This window comes from Rhizobacter sp. (assembly GCF_032229685.1).
Lineage (GTDB): Bacteria > Pseudomonadota > Gammaproteobacteria > Burkholderiales > Burkholderiaceae_C > LMDS01.
This window is the reverse complement of the sequence record NZ_JAVTWP010000010.1, coordinates 199,130-218,014: the sequence shown is the minus strand read 5'-3', so window position 1 is coordinate 218,014 and position 18,885 is coordinate 199,130. Positions and strand designations below refer to the sequence as shown.

Annotated in this window: 13 protein-coding genes; 9 read left to right on the top strand and 4 right to left on the bottom strand. The window is 69.2% G+C overall.

Going from position 1 to position 18,885, the window contains the following annotated elements; all coding sequences use genetic code 11:
• Positions 1 to 8 precede the first annotated feature (8 nt).
• Positions 9 to 2,291 carry an ATP-binding protein gene (locus AC30PD_RS04610; RefSeq protein WP_489534464.1) on the bottom strand — a complete coding sequence of 761 codons (2,283 nt, stop codon included), beginning with the start codon at positions 2,289 to 2,291 and terminating at the stop codon, positions 9 to 11.
• A 143-nt stretch (positions 2,292 to 2,434) separates the two neighbouring features.
• On the opposite strand from AC30PD_RS04610, the gene AC30PD_RS04605 reads away from it, so the two are divergent.
• Both AC30PD_RS04605 and AC30PD_RS04600 read left to right on the top strand, forming a co-directional pair.
• A complete protein-coding gene (locus AC30PD_RS04605) occupies positions 2,435 to 5,758 on the top strand; it encodes an ATP-binding protein (protein ID WP_489534463.1) in 3,324 nt (1,107 codons plus the stop codon).
• A 69-nt stretch (positions 5,759 to 5,827) separates the two neighbouring features.
• The gene (locus AC30PD_RS04600; RefSeq protein WP_489534462.1) at positions 5,828 to 7,705 is read left to right on the top strand and encodes a TolB family protein; all 1,878 of its coding nucleotides are present in this window, start codon (positions 5,828 to 5,830) and stop codon (positions 7,703 to 7,705) included.
• Between the two features lie 77 nt (positions 7,706 to 7,782).
• On the opposite strand, the gene metK is transcribed toward AC30PD_RS04600, so the two are convergent.
• Positions 7,783 to 8,964 carry a methionine adenosyltransferase gene (gene metK / locus AC30PD_RS04595; RefSeq protein WP_489534461.1) on the bottom strand — a complete coding sequence of 394 codons (1,182 nt, stop codon included), beginning with the start codon at positions 8,962 to 8,964 and terminating at the stop codon, positions 7,783 to 7,785.
• Positions 8,965 to 9,167: 203 nt separating this feature from the next.
• Between metK and AC30PD_RS04590 the strand changes: the two genes are divergently transcribed.
• The 6 genes from AC30PD_RS04590 to AC30PD_RS04565 are packed head-to-tail and all read left to right on the top strand — an operon-like array spanning position 9,168 to position 14,712.
• Complete coding sequence (locus AC30PD_RS04590) at positions 9,168 to 10,031, top strand: lysophospholipid acyltransferase family protein (protein ID WP_489534460.1); 864 nt, start codon at positions 9,168 to 9,170, stop codon at positions 10,029 to 10,031.
• A 40-nt stretch (positions 10,032 to 10,071) separates the two neighbouring features.
• Complete coding sequence (locus tag AC30PD_RS04585) at positions 10,072 to 10,947, top strand: LpxL/LpxP family acyltransferase (protein WP_489534459.1); 876 nt, start codon at positions 10,072 to 10,074, stop codon at positions 10,945 to 10,947.
• A gap of 47 nt (positions 10,948 to 10,994) precedes the next feature.
• Positions 10,995 to 11,849 (top strand): diaminopimelate epimerase, encoded by an 855-nt coding sequence (dapF, locus tag AC30PD_RS04580; protein ID WP_489534458.1) that lies wholly within the window; start codon positions 10,995 to 10,997, stop codon positions 11,847 to 11,849.
• Positions 11,850 to 11,871: 22 nt separating this feature from the next.
• Positions 11,872 to 12,561, top strand: coding sequence for a DUF484 family protein (locus tag AC30PD_RS04575; protein WP_489534457.1), 690 nt, complete (start codon positions 11,872 to 11,874; stop codon positions 12,559 to 12,561).
• 8 nt (positions 12,562 to 12,569) lie between these two features.
• Positions 12,570 to 13,511: a tyrosine recombinase XerC gene (locus AC30PD_RS04570; protein ID WP_489534456.1), complete on the top strand. Its 942-nt coding sequence runs from the start codon at positions 12,570 to 12,572 to the stop codon at positions 13,509 to 13,511.
• 7 nt (positions 13,512 to 13,518) lie between these two features.
• Complete coding sequence (locus tag AC30PD_RS04565; RefSeq protein WP_489534455.1) at positions 13,519 to 14,712, top strand: class I SAM-dependent rRNA methyltransferase; 1,194 nt, start codon at positions 13,519 to 13,521, stop codon at positions 14,710 to 14,712.
• Here AC30PD_RS04565 and AC30PD_RS04560 read toward each other — a convergent pair.
• Positions 14,699 to 15,187, bottom strand: coding sequence for an Lrp/AsnC family transcriptional regulator (locus AC30PD_RS04560; protein WP_489534454.1), 489 nt, complete (start codon positions 15,185 to 15,187; stop codon positions 14,699 to 14,701). The two genes, AC30PD_RS04565 and AC30PD_RS04560, sit on opposite strands and share 14 nt — an antisense overlap.
• Before the next feature lie 139 nt (positions 15,188 to 15,326).
• Between AC30PD_RS04560 and glmS the strand changes: the two genes are divergently transcribed.
• Positions 15,327 to 17,210: a glutamine--fructose-6-phosphate transaminase (isomerizing) gene (gene glmS / locus AC30PD_RS04555; RefSeq protein ID WP_489534453.1), complete on the top strand. Its 1,884-nt coding sequence runs from the start codon at positions 15,327 to 15,329 to the stop codon at positions 17,208 to 17,210.
• A gap of 15 nt (positions 17,211 to 17,225) precedes the next feature.
• Here glmS and AC30PD_RS04550 read toward each other — a convergent pair whose 3' ends face one another.
• Positions 17,226 to 18,881, bottom strand: a complete 1,656-nt coding sequence (locus tag AC30PD_RS04550) for an immunoglobulin domain-containing protein (protein ID WP_489534452.1) — start codon at positions 18,879 to 18,881, stop codon at positions 17,226 to 17,228.
• Between the last annotated feature and the right edge of the window lie 4 nt (positions 18,882 to 18,885).

The window sequence follows — 18,885 nt, the reverse complement described above, 5'->3', positions numbered from 1 at the left end:
AAGCGTTGTCAATGCGGGGCGGCTGGGGCCGCCTCGAGCATGCGGTCGATCTGCGCCAGCACAAGCGGCACGTCGATCGGTTTGGTGAGGTAGAGGTCGAAGCCGGCCGACCGGGCGCGCCGGATGTCGGCCTGCATTGCGTTGGCGCTGAGCGCCATGAGCGGCAGCGCACGCGTGCCCGCAGACGACTTCAGGCGCCGGCACAGCTCGACGCCGTCGATGCCGGGCAGGTCGATGTCGATGATCGCGAGGTCGAAGGCTTCAGCCTGCGCCATCGCCAGCCCGGCCAGCCCGTCTGCGGCGACCGCCAGGCTGTAGTGCGGGCGCAGTGTGAGCACCTGGCGCAGCAGGTCGACGTTCGACGGGTTGTCTTCGACATACAGCAGGCGCCGCGGCACGGCGACTGCCGCAGCTGCGGCCATGGGCGCGGCGGGCGCGGCGTGACGCGGCGCCGGCGCCGGCGCCTCGGCGATCGGCAGCTCGATGCGGAACACCGAGCCCGCGCCGGAGACCGATTCGACGTCGATCCGGCCCCCCATCAGCTCGACCAGCCGCTTCGTGATCACGAGGCCGATGCCGGTGCCTTCGATGGCGTCGCCGGTGCGCTCGAAGCGGGTGAACGGCTGGTAGAGCTGCTGCAGTTCCGCAGTGGTGAAGCCGCGGCCGGTGTCGCTCACCGAGATCGTGCGCCGGCCGTTCGCTGGCGGGCCGACGACGACAGCCACACCACCACCCGGCCGGTTGTACTTGACGCCGTTGCTCAGCAGGTTGGCCAGCACCTGTTTCAGGCGCCGGCGGTCGGCCATCACCCAGGCTCCGCCGCCCACGCCTTCGGGCCGTGCCAGCGTCACGCCCCGGGCCACGGCCACGGCCTGCACCAGCGGCAGCGTCTCGTCGATCAGCGAGGCCAGTTCCACCGGTTCGGCCGAGGTGCTGAGCGCGCCGGCTTCGATGCGCGACAGGTCAAGCACGTCGTTGATCAGCTCGAGCAGGTGCCAGCCGGCCGATTCGATCTGGTTCACCTTGTTCAGGTCGGCTGCTGCCAGGGGCTGGCTGTCGCGCGGCAGTGCCAGCAGTTGGGCGAAGCCGAGGATCGCGTTGAGCGGCGTGCGCAGCTCGTGGCTCATGCGCGACAGAAATTCGCTCTTGGCCTGGCTGGCGCTCTCGGCCGCTTCCTTGGCCAGCTGCAGTTCGGCGGTGCGCCGCTGCACCCGCTGCTCCAGCGCTTCGTTGAGGCCGCGCAGTTCGAGCTCGGCATGCACGTGGCGGCTGATGTCGGTCAGCGTGGCCAGCACCGCATGCGGCTCGGTGGAGCCACTGCGCAGCAGCGGCGTCGCGTTGACGCTGACCCACACGGTGGAGCCGTCGGCACGCAACACCTGGGCGAGCACATCGCGCTGCGGCTGGCCGGTGGCCAGGGTTCGCGACGAGGGCAGCTCGTCGACGGTCATGCGGCGGCCGTCGGGCCACAGCATGCTGGCGCCGTGCTGCCCGGAATCGGCGTGGGTGAAGGCCTCGCGCGTGGTGCCCCAGATGCGCAGCAGCGCTTCGTTCGAGTCGAGCACCAGGCGCTCGCGGTTCACGATCACCAGGCCCTCGGACAAGGTGTCGAGCACGCCACGCAGAAACTGCGCGTTGTCGCGCACTTCGGTGAGCCGGGCCTGCACCGCCTCGGCCATGCGGTTGAAGGCGAGCGAGACTTCGTCGAGCTCGCGCACCCGCCCGCTCTCGGGCAGGCGGGTCGAGAAGTCACCGTCGGCGACACGCCGGCTCGCCTGCGACAGGCGTTTGAAACCGGCGCTGAGCCAGGTCGTGCCCAGCGCCAGCAGCAGCATGCCGCCCATCAGCACCACGCCGCCGATGAACACGCTGCCACGCAGCAGCCGCTCGCGTGCTTCGGAGATGGCCTCGGTCGGAATACCGAAGCGCAGTTCGCCCAGGCGTTGCCCCGCCAGCGTGACGGGCACCGTGCTCAGCCGCGCGCCGGGGCGGTTTTTGTCGCCGGCGCCGGCCACGCGCATGCCGCGCGAGTCGAAGACTTCGACGAACGTGAGGTGCTGACCGCGGGTGTTTTCCTGCACCACGTCGTTGATGGTGGCGTAGTCGCGCGCGGCCAGCAGCGGGCCGATGGCGGCCACCAGCAGCGGCCCGAAAGCGCGCTGTTCGGCCTCGAAGCGCTCTTCGGTGGCCTGGCCCATGAGCTGGTGGGCGTTCCAGAGCAGCAGGCCCAGCATCGCCACGAAGACGATGAAGCTGCCGATGAAGTACTGGCCACGAAGGGTTCTGAACACGTGAAGCGGGCCCGGTCTGGAGTTCAGCGCCATTGTCGGCGAAGAGTGCTGTACCCCGCGTCATAACGCGCCCATAACGCGGCGCTGACTAAAACCTTGCCGACGCGGGCCGTTATGCTTTGCGCGCGCACCGATTCCCCGTGATGACCGACACCCGCCAAGCCCTCGAGCTGCACCTCTCCGGCGTGCCCGGCGTGCGGGGCGCCGGCCCTGCCATGCTGGCCCTCGCGCCGCGCGACGCGGCCTTGCTCGCGTGGCTCGCGCTCGAAGGGCCGACGCCGCGCACCCGCCTGGCCCAGCTGCTGTGGCCCGAGAGCGAACCCGAAGCGGCACGCAACGCCCTGCGCCAGCGCCTGTTCCAGCTGCGCCGGCAGTTCGGCGACGCGCTCGTCGCCGGCACCGCCACGCTCGCGCTGGCCGACGGTGTGCGCCACGACCTGCTCGACGCCGACGACGTGCTGGCCGGCGTGTCGCACGACGTGGGTGGCGAGTTCGCCGCGTGGCTGGCGCAGCATCGCGAGCGCCGCCAGAGCCGCATGCGCGGTTCGCTGGTCGAGTTGTGCGACATGGCCGAGCAGGCCCGCGACTACGCCGACGCGCTCACCCACGCGCGCGAGCTGCTCGCGCTCGAGCCACTCTCGGAAGATGCGCACCGGCGCGTGATGCGCCTGCACTACCTGGCCGGCGACCGCGCGGCCGGCCTGCTGGCGTTCGACCGCTGCGAGCAGGTGCTCAAAGACGAGGTCGGCACCCGGCCGTCGCCGCTGACGCTGGCGCTGCTCGACACCCTGCAGGCGAGCGAGCGTGCCGACAGCGCGCCCGAGCAGCGCCTGCCGGCCGCGGTGCTGCGCCCGCCGCGCATGATCGGCCGCGCCGACGACCTGCGCGCGGCGCTGGCCGGCTGGGCCGCGCAGCAGGTGGTGTGGGTGGTGGGCGAAGCCGGCATGGGCAAGTCGCGCCTGCTGCAGGAACTGATGGCGGTGCGGCCCGGCAGCGTCGGCGTCTCGGCGCGCCCGGGCGATGCGGTCGTGCCCTACGCCTCGCTGGCGCGCCTGCTGCGGGCGGTGGTCGAGCGCGCGCCGCGGGCACTGGTCGCTTCGCCATTGGCCGACGTGGCCAGGCTGCTGCCCGAGGTGGCGCCCGGGGGCGCCGGCGTGGCGGCAGTCGCCTCGCCTGCGGTGCAGCGGGTGGCGCTGCAGCGCGGCGTGGTGGCGCTGCTGCGTGCGGCGCAGGCCGAAGGCGTGGACGCACTCGCGCTCGACGACCTGCACTTCGCCGACGATGCCACGCTGGAGATGCTGGTCGTGATGTTGCACGTCGATGCGCTGCCCGGCCTGGCCTGGGCGTTCGCACAACGACCCTCCGAAGGTTCGGAGCAGGTCGAGCAGGTGCAGGACACCTTGCTCGAAGAGCAGCGCCTGCAGCCGCTGCGGCTCGCACCGCTCGGTGTGCCGCAGCTGCTCGAACTGGTCACCTCGCTCGGGCTCGACGGCGTCGATGCCCCTGCGTTGGCGGCACAACTGCACCGCCACACCGGCGGCAACCCCTTGTTCGCGCTCGAGACTTTGCGCCAGGCCTGGGCCGACGGCCGGCTCGGCACGCTCACCTTGCCACGCCCCGGCAGCGTGGCGCGTCTGATCGAGCGGCGGCTCTCGCGCCTGTCGGCCGCTGCCGTGCGGCTGGCGCGCTGTGGTGCCGTGGCCGGGCAGGACTTCTCGATCGAGCTCGCGACCGACGTGCTCGGCGTGCCCGTGCTCGACCTCGCCGATGCCTGGACCGAACTCGAACAGGCCCAGGTGCTGCGCGACGGCGCTTTCGCGCACGACCTGATCTTCGAGGCCGTGCTGGCCTCGGTGCCGCGCCCGATCGCGCAGCACCTGCACGGCCAGATCGCCGCGTTTCTCGAACGCCGCGTGAGCGAGCCGGCGCGCCTGGCCTGGCATTGGTCAGAAGCTCAGCAGTGGGCGCCGGCGGCGACCGCGTTCGTGCGGGCAGCCCAACGCGCGCAGCACGGTGCACGTGTGCTCGACGCCGCTGCGCTGCTCGGCGAGGCGGCCCGCTGCCACGCGATGACGGGCGCCGAAGAAGGGCGCTTTGAAGCGTTGCTGGAACGTGCCGACATCCTGTCGAACTTCGAGCTCGGCAAGCTGGCGAGCGCGGCACTGGCCGACCTCGACGCCGCCGCGCGGACCGAGTTGCATCGCCTGAAGGCCCTGCAGGTGCGGCTGCTGCTGAGCGAACGCAACTACGAAGAAGAACCGGTGATCGCGCTCGCACCCGAGGCAATCCGCGCGGCCCGCGCGCTCGGCCAGACCGAGCTGGAACTCTCGTTCGCGATGAGCCTCTCGTACGCGCTCTGCGGCCGGCGCCGTGCCGCCGAGGCCGTGGCCTTGCTCGCGCCGTTCGCTGCGGCCTTCGCCACCAGCGACGACGTGGGTCACCGCTTCGAACTCGAGATGGCGCAGGGCTTTGCGCTCGACTACGCCGACCGGCTGCGTGATGCCGTGGCCGCCTGGGACCGCGCGCTCGCGCTGCCGCACATCGGAGAGCGGGCCGACCTGGTGTGGCAGGCCATGGGCGGCAAGGCGGCAACGCTGTCGAAAATGGGGCAGGTCGTGCTCTCGGCGCAGATCGGTGAACAGACCTTGCGCACAGCCCGCAGCGCGGGCGAGGTGCCCAATGTGCGCTTGATGAAAACACAGTCGACGCTGGCGCACCGCCTGCGCGACATCGGCCGTTATGGCGAGGCGATGAGCTGGCTCGAAGAAGCGCGCAAGGTGTTCGAAGCCGCGCACGAATCGCCCTCGGAGATCGCCCACATCGAACACCGCATGGTGGTGATCTATCACCAGCTCGGGCAGTCCGAACGGGCGCAGGCGCTGCTCAAGACCGAACACCCCGGCCTGCAGTCGGGGCTGGCGATGATGCGTCTCGTGCATCGCGCCGACACCCGGCGCCATCTCGGCGGCGACGGCCTGCCGCTGATGCGCGAAGCGCTCGCGATCATCCCCGACCCGAACGACATCTACTACCGCATCGCCAGCCTGTTCATGACCTGGCTCGTGCCGCCCGACGAAGGCGAGGCGCTGGGCGCCAGCCTGGCGGTGTGGGCCGCGGCGCGCGAACGCTTCGGCGTGGCGCTGTCGGGCCACGTGCGCGCCGCCGCGTGCGGCCTGGCGCTGGGCGCACCGGCGCGGGCCCAGCCGCACGTGGAAGCGGCGCTCGCGCTGGCGCGAGAGCACCAGCCCGACACGTTTTACCTGCCCGAGCTGTGGCTGGTGGCGGCGCGGGTGTTCCAGGCGCTCGGGCGCATCGACGATGCGCGGCACGCGGCGCAGACCGGCCGCGACTGGGTGATGACGGTGCACGACCGGCATGTGCCCGAGAACTTTCGCCACAGTTTTCTGCAGCGCAACGCCACGAACGTTGAACTGCTGTCGCTCGCTGCGCGCCTAACGGATTCATAACGGCTCGCGCAGAACACTGCTCCCCAACGACCACGGCACGGTGCCGCGGCGTTCCAACAGGGGACCGTCATGCACACCACTCCGACACCGAGCGCCGCGCCGGCGCAAACGAGCCCGGACCACCGGCTGGCATCGCGCCAGCGGATCGCCGGCCTGATGGCCAGCGTCGTCGCTGCAGCCGCGCTGGCCGCCTGCGGCGGCGGCGGTTCGGACGCGCCCGTCGCGGGGACGCCGCCAGCGCCAGCGCCCGCACCCGCACCGGCACCCGCACCGGCACCCGCACCCGCACCCGCACCCGCACCCGCACCCGCACCCGCACCCGCACCCGCACCGGCACCGGCACCGGCACCGGCACCGGCACCGGCACCGGCACCGGGCACGTCGGTCATGGGAGTGCTGCGCGGCCCGGTCGCGAGCCAGGTCACGTTGCAGAACAACGGCGGCGACGATCTCTCGGTGACCATCGCGCCCAGCCCAGCCAACCCCGACGCCTACGACATCGCCAACTTCAGCTTCAGCGCCAAGCTGCTCGACGGCGCGGCCTACCAGGTCTCGGTCAAGACACCGCCGGCCGGGCAGACCTGCTCGGTCTACAAGGGCGCGAGCGGCATCATGCCGGTGGCGGCGAACGCGCTGCTGGTCGGCTGCGAATACAACTTCGATCTCGTGAGCCGCAGCACCAGCAACGCCGTCAAGGGCACCTACTTCGACAGCCGCGACCCGGTGATCGGTGGCAGCAACGTGGCGATCGGCGCCACCAGCACCGGCTACGGTGAAGGCCGCTTCACCGCTTTTGTCTCGTCGGCGGCCGCCATGGGCACAGGCTCGACCAGTGCGCACCGGCAGGTCTTCTGGCACGACGCACTCACCGGCGAGACCCTTCTCGTGAGCGCCACCGCCACCGGCGTCGAGGGCAACAACGACAGCTGGGCGCCGGCCCTCTCGGCCGACGGGCTGACCGTCGCGTTCGAGTCTTATGCGAGCAACCTCGTGGCCAACGACACCAACGGCGTGCGCGACGTCTTCGTGTGGAGTGCTGAAAACCCGACCGGTATCACGCGTGTCAGCGTCGGCGCAGGCGGCGTGCAAGCCAACGCCGAGAGCTTCGAGCCCACGGTCTCGGGCGACGGCAGGGTCGTCGCGTTCTCGACTGGCGCCACCAACCTCGCCACTGGCGCGTTCCCGGTGTCCGGCATCAACGTCGTGCGGCGCGACCTCGTGGCCGGCACCAACGTGCTCATCAGCGATGCGTCCGACGGCTTCGGCGGTTCGAAGCCGGCTCTGTCGGAAGACGGCAAGCGGCTCGCGTTCTGGTCGTTCTCGTCCAAGCTCGTCACCGGCGACACCAACGGCCTGTGGGACATCTTCGTCCACGACATGACGGCTGGCACGTTGAGCCGTGTCAGCAAGACCAGCACCGGCGGTGAACGCAACCAGGGCACAGAGAGCACCAGCCGGGTCGTGGCGCCCGCGATCTCCGGCGACGGCCGCTGGGTGGCCTTCGCGACCACGGCCAGCAACATGGTGCCGAACGACACCAACGGCGAGCAGGACGTGTTCGTGGTCGACACGCAGACCGGCGCGGTCACGCGGGCGAGCGTCAGCACCGCCGGCGTGCAGGGCAACGCTGCCAGCCCGGTGAGCCAGGGCGAACGGGTCGGTCTGTCTTACGACGGCACCTGGGTCGCGTTTTCCAGCGTGGCCACCACGCTCGGCTTCAACCCGGGCACGACGGGCATCAGCAACACGATGATGCACAACCGGGTGACTGGCGAGACACGCGCGCTGACGACGCAGACCTCGAGCTCGGTCGGCCCGGCCGCAATCTCGCGCAGCGGCGCCTACGTGGTGTTCGGCGCCGGCACGCAGCTCGATTCACGCTTCTCGTCAACAGGGCTGTTCTCGCGCTTCACGGGCGCGGCACGTTCGTGGTGGTGGGTGGAATGAGCATCGGGCGGCGGTGCTGCCGTTGAAACAAAAAGGGCGGCCCGCGGGCCGCCCTTTTTTTGCTGGTCGAGCAGGCTCTACAGCCCGGCCGCTGCCCGCAGCGTGGCCGCCTTGTCGGTCTTTTCCCAGCTGAACTCCGGCTCCTCGCGCCCGAAGTGCCCGTAGGCCGCGGTCTTTTCGTAGATCGGGCGCAGCAGGTCGAGCATCTGGATGATGCCCTTGGGGCGCAGGTCGAAGTGTTCGGCCACCAGTGCCGAGAGCTTGTCGTCGCTCATCACGCCGGTGCCTTCGGTGTAGACCGTGATGTTCATCGGCTTGGCCACGCCGATGGCGTAGGCGACCTGGATCTGGCACTGGCGCGCCAGGCCGGCGGCGACGATGTTCTTCGCCACATAACGCGCGGCGTACGCGGCCGAGCGGTCGACCTTGCTCGGGTCCTTGCCCGAGAACGCGCCACCGCCGTGCGGGCAGGCGCCGCCGTAGGTGTCGACGATGATCTTGCGGCCGGTGAGGCCGCAGTCGCCCTGCGGGCCGCCGATGACGAAACGGCCGGTCGGGTTGACCAGGTAGCGGGTGTTCTTGAGCCACTCTTTCGGCAGCACCGGCTTGATCAGCTCTTCGATGATGGCTTCGTTGAACGAAGCCTTCATCTTGGTGGCGGTTTCGCTCTGGTCGGGGCTGTGCTGGGTAGAAAGCACCACGGTGTCGATGCTGTGCGGCTTGCCGTCGACATAACGCATCGTCACCTGGCTCTTCGCGTCGGGGCGCAGGAAGGGCAGGCGGCCGTCCTTGCGCAGCTGCGCCTGGCGCTCGACGAGGCGGTGCGCGTAGTAGATCGGCGCGGGCATCAGCTCGGGCGTTTCGTCGCAGGCGTAGCCGAACATCAGGCCCTGGTCGCCGGCGCCGATGTTCAGGTGGTCGTCACTCGCGTGGTCGACACCTTGGGCGATGTCGTTGCTCTGCTTGTCGTAGCAGACCATCACGGCGCAGCCCTTGTAGTCGATGCCGTACTCGGTGTTGTCGTAGCCGATGCGCTTGATCGTGTCGCGCGCGACCTGGATGTAGTCGACGTGCGCGTTGGTGGTGATCTCGCCGGCCAGCACCACGAGGCCGGTGTTGGTCAGCGTTTCGGCGGCCACGCGCGAGCGCGGGTCTTGTTTGAAGATCGCGTCGAGAATGGCGTCAGAGATCTGGTCGGCGACCTTGTCGGGGTGGCCTTCGGAGACGGATTCGGATGTGAAAAGGAAATCGTTCGACACTCTTAAACTCCAGTAGGTTGCGCGGTTGCACGCGTTTGTAGTTTCTGCGTTGCCGGCCTGAAACTCTGGAGGAGCGGCGAACGCTTTAGCGGAATTTGTTGAGCCGCACCCTCCGGTGCCGCCCGGCGCAGCCGCTGCTCACAGCGTTTGCGCATCGCCCGCAAGTAGTTCAGTTAACTCGGCGACACGTCGATTATAGAAAAATGTTGAGGCTGTTTCGCTGGCTTGCCCGCTGCCCCCTGTGGTTTTTGCACGCGTTCGGGGGGGTGCTTGGCTGGGTCACTTATTGGGCCTCGCCGACCTACCGACGACGGTTTCAGGCCAACGTGGCGCAGGCCGGCGTGTCGCCCAGAGACGCGCGCCCTGCCATTGCCGAGGCCGGGCGGCTCGTGATGGAAACACCGTTTCTCTGGCTGCGCCCGGCCGATGCGCCGATCCGCCCCGCGCTCAACTGGGAAGGCGAAGCGCTGCTGGTCGAGGCGCTCAATCAGCGCAAGGGCATCGTGCTGCTCACGCCGCACATGGGCAGCTTCGAGGTCACGGCGCAGGCCTGTGCACAAAGCTTCGCGGCCGAGCACGGGCCCATCACCGTGCTGTACCGCCCTGCACGCAAGCCCTGGCTGCGCGCCATCATGGACGGCTCGCGCGCGCGCCCCGGCGTGGCCACCGCACCGGCCACGCTGGCCGGCGTGCGCCAGATGATCCGTGCGCTGCGGCGTGGCGAGGCGGTCGGCCTGCTGCCCGACCAGGTGCCACCCGAAGGCATGGGCGTGTGGGTGCCGTTCTTCGGCAAACCGGCCTACACGATGACACTCGCCGCGCGGCTGGTGCAGCAGACCGGCGCCGTGCCGCTCCTGATCTGGGGCGAGCGGCTGCGCCACGGGGCAGGCTACACGGTGCGGGTGTCGGCACTCGCCGAAGCCTTGCCGATCGGCGAAAACACTCAGGCAGAATCGGCCGCCGTCATCAACCGCGCGATGGAAGGTTTGATCCGGCAGCGCCCGCAGCAGTACCTGTGGGGTTACCACCGCTACAAACAGCCACGCGCCAACGCTTCGGTCGACTGAGGTCGGTCGAACGAGCGCGGTGCCACCACCGAGAAGACGCTTGGGCGCAAGAATCCTGCTGGCCACACTCTGGTTGTTCCACTGGCTGCCGCTGTCGGTGCAGGCCTTCTTCGGCCGCGCACTCGGCCGCCTGCTGCACGCCGTAGCCGGCTCGCGCCGGCGCATCGCGCTGCGCAACGTCGAGCTCTGTTTCCCGGAGAAGTCGGCGGCCGAACGCGCACAGCTCGTGCGCGAGCACTTTCAGTGGCTCGGCCGCAGCCTGCTCGAGCGTGGCCTGCTCTGGTACGCGCCGGCCGAACGGCTCAAGCGGCTGATTCGGGTCGAAGGCGACACCGGCCTGGCCGAACGCAGCGAGCGCCCGGTGATGTGGCTGGTGCCCCACTTCATGGCGCTCGACGTGGCCGGCGTCGCGGTGTTGCTGCACCAGAAGCACAAGGTTGTCTCGATGTACCAGGAGCAGAGCAACGCGCAGGTCGATGCCGCGATCCGGCGCGGCCGTTTGCGCCTGGGCAATGCCGAGATCTTTCCGCGCGCCGATTCGGCCAAGCCGCTGCTGCGCGCCATTCGCCGTGGCGATGCGTTCTTCAACCTCCCCGACATGGACTTCGGCGAGCGCGACGCCGCCTACGTGCCCTTCTTCAACGTGCCGGCCGCCACTCTGCTGGCCCCTTCGCGGCTGGCGCGTGCGCTGAACATGGTGGTGCAGCCGATCGTGGCCGAAGCGCTGCCGGGCGGGCAGGGTTACCGCGTGCGCTTTCTGCCGCCCTGGGAAGACTTTCCGAGTGCCGATGCGCTGGCCGACACGGCGGCGATGAACCGCTGGATCGAAGCCGAGATCCGTTCGAGCCCCGCGCAGTACCTGTGGGTGCACAAACGATTCAAGACCCGGCCCGCGGGCGAGCCGTCCTTGTATTGAGTTGTTCGCCACCGCGCGGCGCGGTGCTGCACTGCGATAATTCGCGCATGAAGCTGCACTTCACCAAGATGCAGGGCGCCGGCAACGACTTCGTCGTGCTCGACGCCACGCGCGCGCCCATCGCACTGAGCGACGCGCAGATGCGCGCGCTCGGCGACCGGCGTTTCGGCGTGGGCGCCGACCAGATCCTGATGATCGAGCCCAGCAGCACGCCCGGCATCGACTTCGGCTACCGCATCTTCAACGGCGGCAGCGGCGACGAAGTCGAACACTGCGGCAACGGTGCGCGCTGCTTCGTGCGTTATGTGCGCGACAAGCGCCTGTCGACAAAGAGCACGCTGCGTGTCGCCACGATGAACAACGTGCTCGAACTGCACCTGCAGGACGATGGGCGTGTCACCGTCGACATGAATGCGCCGGTCTTCGATCTGGCGCGTGTGCCCTTCGACCCGCAAGGGCTGAGCCCGCGCACGCTGGGCGGCTTCTCGCTCTGGCCGCTCGAGCTCGGTGACGCCACGGTCGAAGTGGCTGTGCTCTCGATGGGCAACCCGCACGCGGTGCAGCTCGTGGCCGACGTCGACACCGCGCCGGTCGCGAGCCACGGCCCGCTGGTCGAAACGCATGCACGCTTTCCGCGCCACGTGAACGCCGGTTTCATGCAGATCGTGGACCGCGGCCACATCCGCCTGCGGGTGCACGAGCGCGGCGCCGGTGAAACGCTCGCCTGCGGCACGGGCGCCTGCGCCGCCGTGGTGGCCGGCATCCGGCTCGGGCTGCTCGACGCGCGGGTCGACGTCGAGGCCCGTGGTGGGCAGCTGACGATCGAGTGGCCGGGGGGCGACGGCCACGTGCTGATGACCGGCCCGGCCACGTCCGTCTTCGAAGGAGAAATCGAACTGTGAATAGAACTGTGAGCAAGCATCCATGAACGCCACCGGCATCCAGGGCATCACCGAAGCCGACATCGCCAACTACCTGGCGCAGACGCCCGGCTTCTTCGAGCGCCACGCCGAGTTGCTGGGCTCGATCCAGCTGACCAGCCCGCACGGCCAGCGCGCGGTGTCGCTGCAAGAGCGGCAGATGGAAATGCTGCGCGAGAAGATCAAGGGCCTGGAGCACAAGATCATCGAGATGATCCGCAACGGGCAAGACAACGTCGTCATCGCCGACAAGCTGCACCGCTGGACGCGCACGCTGATGCTCACGCCGCAAGCCGGAGACCTGCCCGAGGTGCTGGTGCACGAGCTGTTGCACCACTTCCTGATCCCGCAGGGCGGCATCCGTGTGTGGGGCGCCACCGAGGCGTTTGCCACGCTGCCTTTTGCCCAGGCCGTGGGCGACGACGTGAAGAGTTTCGCCGGCAGCCTGACCGTGCCCTACTGCGGCGTCAATTCCGGCTTCGAAGCCGCGCAGTGGCTCGAAGAGCCGCGCAGCGCGATGTCGATGGCGCTGATCCCGCTGCGCGAAGCGGGCGCCACTGCCGCTTTCGGCATGCTCGTGCTGGCCTCGCCCGACGCCACGCGCTACACCGCCGACATGGGCACCGATTTCCTCGTGCGCATCGGCGAGCTCGCGAGCGCCGCGCTCTCGCGCCTGCTGCCGCCGCGCGCCTGAGCGTCGCCATGCCAGAAGCGCCGGAGCTCGACGACGACATCCGGCGCCATTTGCAGCACCTGCGCGTCGAGCGCCGCCTGGCCGAACGCACGCTGGCGATGTACGGTGAAGCGTTCACGCGGCTGCAGGCTTTCGCCACGGGTGTACCGGTGGCCTTGCGCGACGTTCAGACGCACCACGTGCGGCGCTGGGCGGCCCAGTTGCACGCACGCGGCCTTGCGCCTCGCAGCATCGCGATCGCGCTGTCGGCGTGGCGCGGCTTGTACCGCTGGCTCGGGCGCGATGCCCTGGTGGCGCTGAACCCGGTCGACGGGGTGCGCGCGCCGAAGGGCGCGAAGCCGCTGCCGAAGGCTTTGTCGGTCGACCACGCGATGGCGCTCGCCGAAGCGCCGGCCGACGACGACGCCCACAACCCGGTGCTGGCGGCGCGTGACCAGTGCATCGTCGAGTTGTTGTACGGCTGCGGCTTGCGTGTCGGTGAGCTCACCGGGCTCGACCTGCAGGCCGGGAGTGAAACTGCGGGCTGGGTTGACGCCAGCGACGCCACCGCGCACGTGCTCGGCAAAGGCAGCAAGCGGCGCAGCGTGCCGGTGGGTGCGCCGGCGCTGAAAGCCCTGCGCGATTGGGTGGAGGTGCGCGCGCAGATCGCAAGCGCGGGCGAGCCGGCCCTGTTTGTCAGCAAGCGCGGCACGCGCCTCACCGCGAGCCAGGTGCGTTCGCGCCTGAAAGCGCGCGCGCTGAAGGCCGGCCTGCCGACCCACGTGCACCCGCACATGCTGCGGCACTCTTTCGCGACCCACGTGCTGCAGTCAAGCGGCGACCTGCGTGCGGTGCAGGAGCTGCTGGGCCACGCCAACATCACGACCACGCAGGTCTACACCAAGCTCGACTTCGGGCACCTCTCGAAGGTCTACGACGCGGCGCACCCTCGCGCGAAACGAAAGACCTGAACACCACATGAAAACCATCACCCTGCGCGACGGCAAGGAACGCTCGCTGCAACGCCGCCACCCCTGGGTTTTCGAGGGCAGCATCGCCAGTGGCAAGGCCGACCCGGGCGAAACCGTGCGCGTGCAGGCGGCCGACGGCAGCTTCGTGGCCTGGGCCTCGTACAGCCCGGGCTCGAAGATCCGGCTGCGCGCCTGGAGCTTCACCGAGACCGAGCGCATCGACACCGCCTTTTTCGAGCGGCGCATCAACCGTGCCGTGGCGTTGCGTGCGCGCCTGGCCGTCGCGAGTGACGGCGTTCGCCTCATTCATGGTGAAGCCGATGGCCTGCCGGGCCTGATCGTCGACTGTTATGCCGACACGCTGAGCGCGCAGTTCCTGTCGGTCGGTGTCGAGCGCTGGAAGTCGACGATTTCAGACTTGTTGTTGAAGGCGACCGGCCTCACGCGCCTGTACGAACGCAGCGACTCGAACGTGCGTGCGCTCGAAGGGCTGGAGAACCAGACCGGCTGGCTGCGCGGTGAAGGCGCCACCGAAGTGACCATCAACGAACACGGCTGGCGCCTGAAGGTCGACGTGGCCGAAGGCCACAAGACCGGCTACTACCTCGACCAGCGCGACAACCGCAAGCTCTTCGCCGACACGGTGCGCCACTTCCATTTGAAGCGTGTGCTCAACTGCTACAGCTACACCGGCGGCTTCAGCGTGGCCGCGTTCGCGGGCGGTGCGCAAGAGGTGACGAGCGTCGATTCGTCGGCACCCGCACTGGCCCACGCGCACGAGCACGTGGTGATGAATTTCGGCACGCAAGGCGTCGACCCCGCCCGCCACACCACGCTCGACGCCGATGTGAACAAGACCTTGCGCACCATGCTCGAAGAAGGCCGCCGCTTCGACGCGATCGTGCTCGACCCGCCCAAGTTCGCGCCCACCGCCGCGCACGCCGAACGCGCCGCGCGTGCCTACAAGGACATCAACCGCCTCGCGTTCAAGCTGCTGGAGCCGGGCGGCCTGCTGTTCACGTTCTCGTGCTCGGGCGGCATCGGTGCCGACCTGTTCCACAAGATCGTGGCCGGGGCCGGGCTCGACGCCGGCATCGACGGCCAGTTCTACGCGCGCCTGGCCGCAGCGCCCGACCACCCGATGACGGTGACCTTTCCCGAAGGCGAGTACCTCAAGGGCCTGGTCGTCATCCGGCAGTGATCGGCGGCAGGCGGATCGCCGGGTCGAACTTGGCCCGGTGAACGCTGAAGAAGGTCTTCACGTTGCGCACGTTGGCGTCTTGCGTGAACAGGCGCTGCACCAGCGCGTGATACGCCGCCATGTCTTCCACCTGCAGCAGCAACATCAGGTCGGGGCCCGACGACACGCGGTGGCACTGCTGCACGCCGGGCTCGGCCACGGCGCGCGCCTCGAAGGCCGCGATGTGTTCGGCGCCCTGCTTGTCGAGGCTCACTTCAGCGAATGCGCTCAGGCCGGCGCCGAGCTTCTGCGCCGAGAGGATCGCCACACGCCGCTCGATCACGCCGCTGTCGACCAGCCGTTTCACGCGCCGCAGGCAGGTGGCCGGCGAGGTGTGGATCGCGGCCGCCAGATCCTGGTTCGACAACGAGGCATCTCGCTGCAGCTGGTCGAGGATGCGCAGATCAGTGGCGTCGAGGTCGATTGATAATTCCATGGTGACTACATTTTCGGTTGAAAATTTCTCATTCAACAAGTCGTGAACGATTATTTCTTGAAAGCGCCAAGTTTGCACACTAAGTTCTCGACCGGATCTCTAGGATTCGCTTCCTGTCCAGAACCCCAAGGAAACTGTCATGTGTGGAATCGTCGGCGCCGTCAGCAACCGCAACATCGTTCCGATCCTCATCGAAGGCCTGAAGCGCCTGGAATACCGCGGTTATGACTCCTGCGGCGTGGCCGTACACCAGGGTGGCGAGCTGCGCCGCGCTCGCAGCACCTCGCGTGTGGCCGAGCTCGACGCCGAGGTGGCCCGCGATGAAGTGAATGGCGGCACCGGCATCGCCCACACCCGCTGGGCCACCCACGGCGCGCCGGTGGTGCACAACGCGCACCCGCACTTCAGCCGCGGGCCCGGCGTGTCTGATGCGCAGGTGGCGGTGAGCGGCGGCACCACCCAGGTCGGTCGCATCGCGCTCGTGCACAACGGCATCATCGAGAACCACGACGAGCTGCGCGCCGAACTCAGCGCACGCGGCTACGTGTTCAACAGCCAGACCGACACCGAGGTCATCGCGCACCTCGTCGACCACCTCTACGACGGTGACCTGTTCGACGCCGTGCAGCGCGCCACGCTGCGCCTGCGTGGCGCCTACGCCATCGCCGTGTTCTGCCGTGACGAGCCGCAGCGGGTGATCGGTGCGCGCGAAGGCTCGCCGCTGATCATGGGCGTGGGCGAAGGCGAGAACTTCCTGGCCTCGGACGCGATGGCGCTGGCCGGCGTGACCGACCAGATCGTCTACCTCGAAGAAGGCGACGTGGTCGACATCCAGCTCGGCAAACACTGGGTCACGCACCGCAACGCCGACGGCAGCTACAAGGCCGTGCAGCGCGAGGTGCGCACCGTGCACGCCCACAGCGGCGCGGCCGAGCTCGGCCCCTACCGCCACTACATGCAGAAAGAGATCTTCGAGCAGCCCAAGGCGATCGCCGACACGCTCGACGCCGTGCCCGGCATCACGCCCGAACTCTTCGGCGACGGTGCGTTCGGCGTGTTCAAGGAAGTCGACTCGGTGTTGATCCTGGCCTGCGGCACCAGCTATTACAGCGGCTCGGTGGCGAAATACTGGCTCGAAAGCATCGCGAAGATTCCGACGAGCGTGGAAGTGGCCAGCGAATACCGCTACCGCGACAGCGTGCCGAACCCGCGCACGCTGGTCGTCACCATCACGCAGAGCGGTGAGACGGCCGACACCCTGGCCGCCGTGAAACACGCTCGCTCGCTCGGCATGCAACACACGCTCACCGTGTGCAACGTGGCCACCAGTGCGATGGTGCGCGAGTGCAAGCTCTCGTACATCACTCGCGCCGGCGTCGAGATCGGCGTGGCGTCGACCAAGGCCTTCAGCACCCAGCTGGTCGGCCTGTTCCTGCTGACGCTCTCGCTCGCGCAAGTGCGTGGCCATTTGAGCGACGCGCAGGAAGCCGAGCACCTCAAAGCGCTGCGCCATCTGCCGGTGGCGGTGCAGGCGGTGCTGGCGCTCGAACCGCAGGTGATCGCCTGGGCTGAAGAATTCGCACGCAAGGAAAACGCGCTCTTCCTCGGCCGCGGCCTGCACTACCCGATCGCGCTCGAAGGCGCGCTCAAGCTGAAAGAGATCAGCTACATCCACGCCGAGGCCTACCCGGCCGGCGAGCTCAAGCACGGCCCGCTCGCATTGGTGACGGCCGAGATGCCGGTCGTCACCGTGGCGCCGAACGACGCGCTGCTCGAAAAGCTGAAGAGCAACCTGCAGGAAGTGCGTGCCCGCGGCGGCGAACTGTTCGTGTTCGCCGACGCCGACACCCGCATCGAGTCGGGCACCGGCGTGCACGTGATCCGCATGCCCGAACACTACGGCGCGCTGTCGCCGATCCTGCACGTGGTGCCGCTGCAACTGCTGGCGTATCACACGGCCTGTGCGCGCGGGACGGATGTGGACAAGCCGAGAAACCTGGCGAAGAGCGTGACCGTCGAATGACCTGAGCCCGGCCGCCTATCGGTACACCCGGGCCCAGACACTGCCTGTCGGCGCGGTGGCGCTTCGTTGAACCCAGACGACCACGGCATCGCCGCCGGCATTGACCGTGACCCGCGGTGCCAGCGATTCGCCGCCTTCGGTGTAGGCGGTGGGGTCTGTCATCAGCTTGGTCGGCAAGGCCCAGCGCGCGGCCTGCGCGTCGAAGGCTGCGGCCCAGAGTTCCAGTCGGGTGGCGTCGCCAGTGGCGCCCTGCAGCCAGACGGCGATGGCGTTGCCGGCGCCATCCACACCGATGTGGGGCGAAACACCGGCAGGGGCGCCGGCCGGCTGAAAGCGCGTCTCGCTGCTCCAGGCCGCCGTGGCGGCCAGGTATCGGCTCGCACCGAGGCCGGCGGCCTGCCCGGAGTCGCTGGCTTCGGTCCACACCACGATCGCATCGCCTGCGCCGGTCATCGCCAGCTCGGGCTCGTAGGCCTGGGCCCCGCCGTCGTTGAGCCTGGCCGGTGCGCCCCAGGTTCCGCTGCTGGCGCTGAGCCGGGCGACATGAACCTCGTTGCGCGCCGCCGGCCGCTCGAACCACACGGCGAAGGCGTTGCCGGCCGCATCCACACGCAAGCGCGGTGACCCCATGTCGCGCCCGCTCGTGACGACGCGCACCGGTGCAGACCAGAGCGCCCCGCCGAGCTTGCGGCTCGCCCACAACGAACTGTTCCTGCCGGTCTCGCTGACCAGCCAGACCATCACGGCGTCGCCGTTTGCAGCCACGGCCACCTGCGGCGAATACGATCCCACGGCCCCGATCACCTCAGGCAAGGCCCACACGCCCGTGGCAGAGGCACTCGCCACCGTGGCGCGGCGCCCGGCCACGTTGTCGGACTGGTTGAAGGCCAGGGTCGCAGCGCCGTCGGGTGCGATGGCCACGCGCTGGTCGATGTCGATCACCGCGTCGAGCACGTCGACCCTGTCGATCACGCCCCAGGCCGCGCCATCGAAACGGCGAGCCAGCATGCGCATGCCACCACCATTGTTCGACGTGCTCTGGATGAAGCTGGCCACGGCCACGCCGCCTGGCGTCATGGCAAGTTGCGGCGGCGTGCTGCTGCCGACCGTGTCGTCGATGGTCGTGGCCGTGCTCCAGCCGCTGCCGGCCACGAAGCGGCTGACCCAGACGCCGTTGCGCAACGACAAGCCCAGGCTTTCCTGCCACACGCTGATCGCGTGGCCGGCGGCGTCGATCGACACCTGCGGGCCGATGGCCGCGCGCAGCACGTTGCCGCTGCTGAGCAGGGTGGCTGGCGCCCACGACCTGGCCGCCGCAACGACGGTCAGCGTCGCCGCCGCGCTGCTCAGCGTGCCGGCTGGGTTGCTCACCTCGACTGCGAACCGCGCGCCGTTGTCGCCCAGGGCAGTCGCTGTCAGCGTGTAGGCCGCGGCAACCGCCCCGGCGATCGGCACGCCGTCACGCTTCCATTGGTAGGCCAGGGGCGCATCGCCGGTGGCCGTGACCGAAAAGCTGGCGGGCGCGCCCGCCGTCACGCTCACCGACGCGGGCTGCAGTGTGATGGTGGGCGGCACGGCGGCCGTGCCGCCCCCACCACCCCCACCACAAGCGGCAAGAAAAGCCAGCCCGGCCGAGAGCGTGAACGACGAAAAGAGGGACACGAATTTCATGATC

Excerpts from the sequence above, each read along its gene's own strand:
- AC30PD_RS04605 (WP_489534463.1), top strand. The coding sequence starts at position 2,435 with ATGACCGACACCCGCCAAGCCCTCGAGCTGCACCTCTCCGGCGTGCCC.
- AC30PD_RS04600 (WP_489534462.1), top strand. The coding sequence starts at position 5,828 with ATGCACACCACTCCGACACCGAGCGCCGCGCCGGCGCAAACGAGCCCG.
- AC30PD_RS04590 (WP_489534460.1), top strand. The coding sequence starts at position 9,168 with ATGTTGAGGCTGTTTCGCTGGCTTGCCCGCTGCCCCCTGTGGTTTTTG.
- dapF (WP_489534458.1), top strand. The coding sequence starts at position 10,995 with ATGAAGCTGCACTTCACCAAGATGCAGGGCGCCGGCAACGACTTCGTC.
- AC30PD_RS04575 (WP_489534457.1), top strand. The coding sequence starts at position 11,872 with ATGAACGCCACCGGCATCCAGGGCATCACCGAAGCCGACATCGCCAAC.
- AC30PD_RS04570 (WP_489534456.1), top strand. The coding sequence starts at position 12,570 with ATGCCAGAAGCGCCGGAGCTCGACGACGACATCCGGCGCCATTTGCAG.
- AC30PD_RS04565 (WP_489534455.1), top strand. The coding sequence starts at position 13,519 with ATGAAAACCATCACCCTGCGCGACGGCAAGGAACGCTCGCTGCAACGC.
- AC30PD_RS04560 (WP_489534454.1), bottom strand. The coding sequence starts at position 15,187 with ATGGAATTATCAATCGACCTCGACGCCACTGATCTGCGCATCCTCGAC.
- glmS (WP_489534453.1), top strand. The coding sequence starts at position 15,327 with ATGTGTGGAATCGTCGGCGCCGTCAGCAACCGCAACATCGTTCCGATC.
- AC30PD_RS04550 (WP_489534452.1), bottom strand. The coding sequence starts at position 18,881 with ATGAAATTCGTGTCCCTCTTTTCGTCGTTCACGCTCTCGGCCGGGCTG.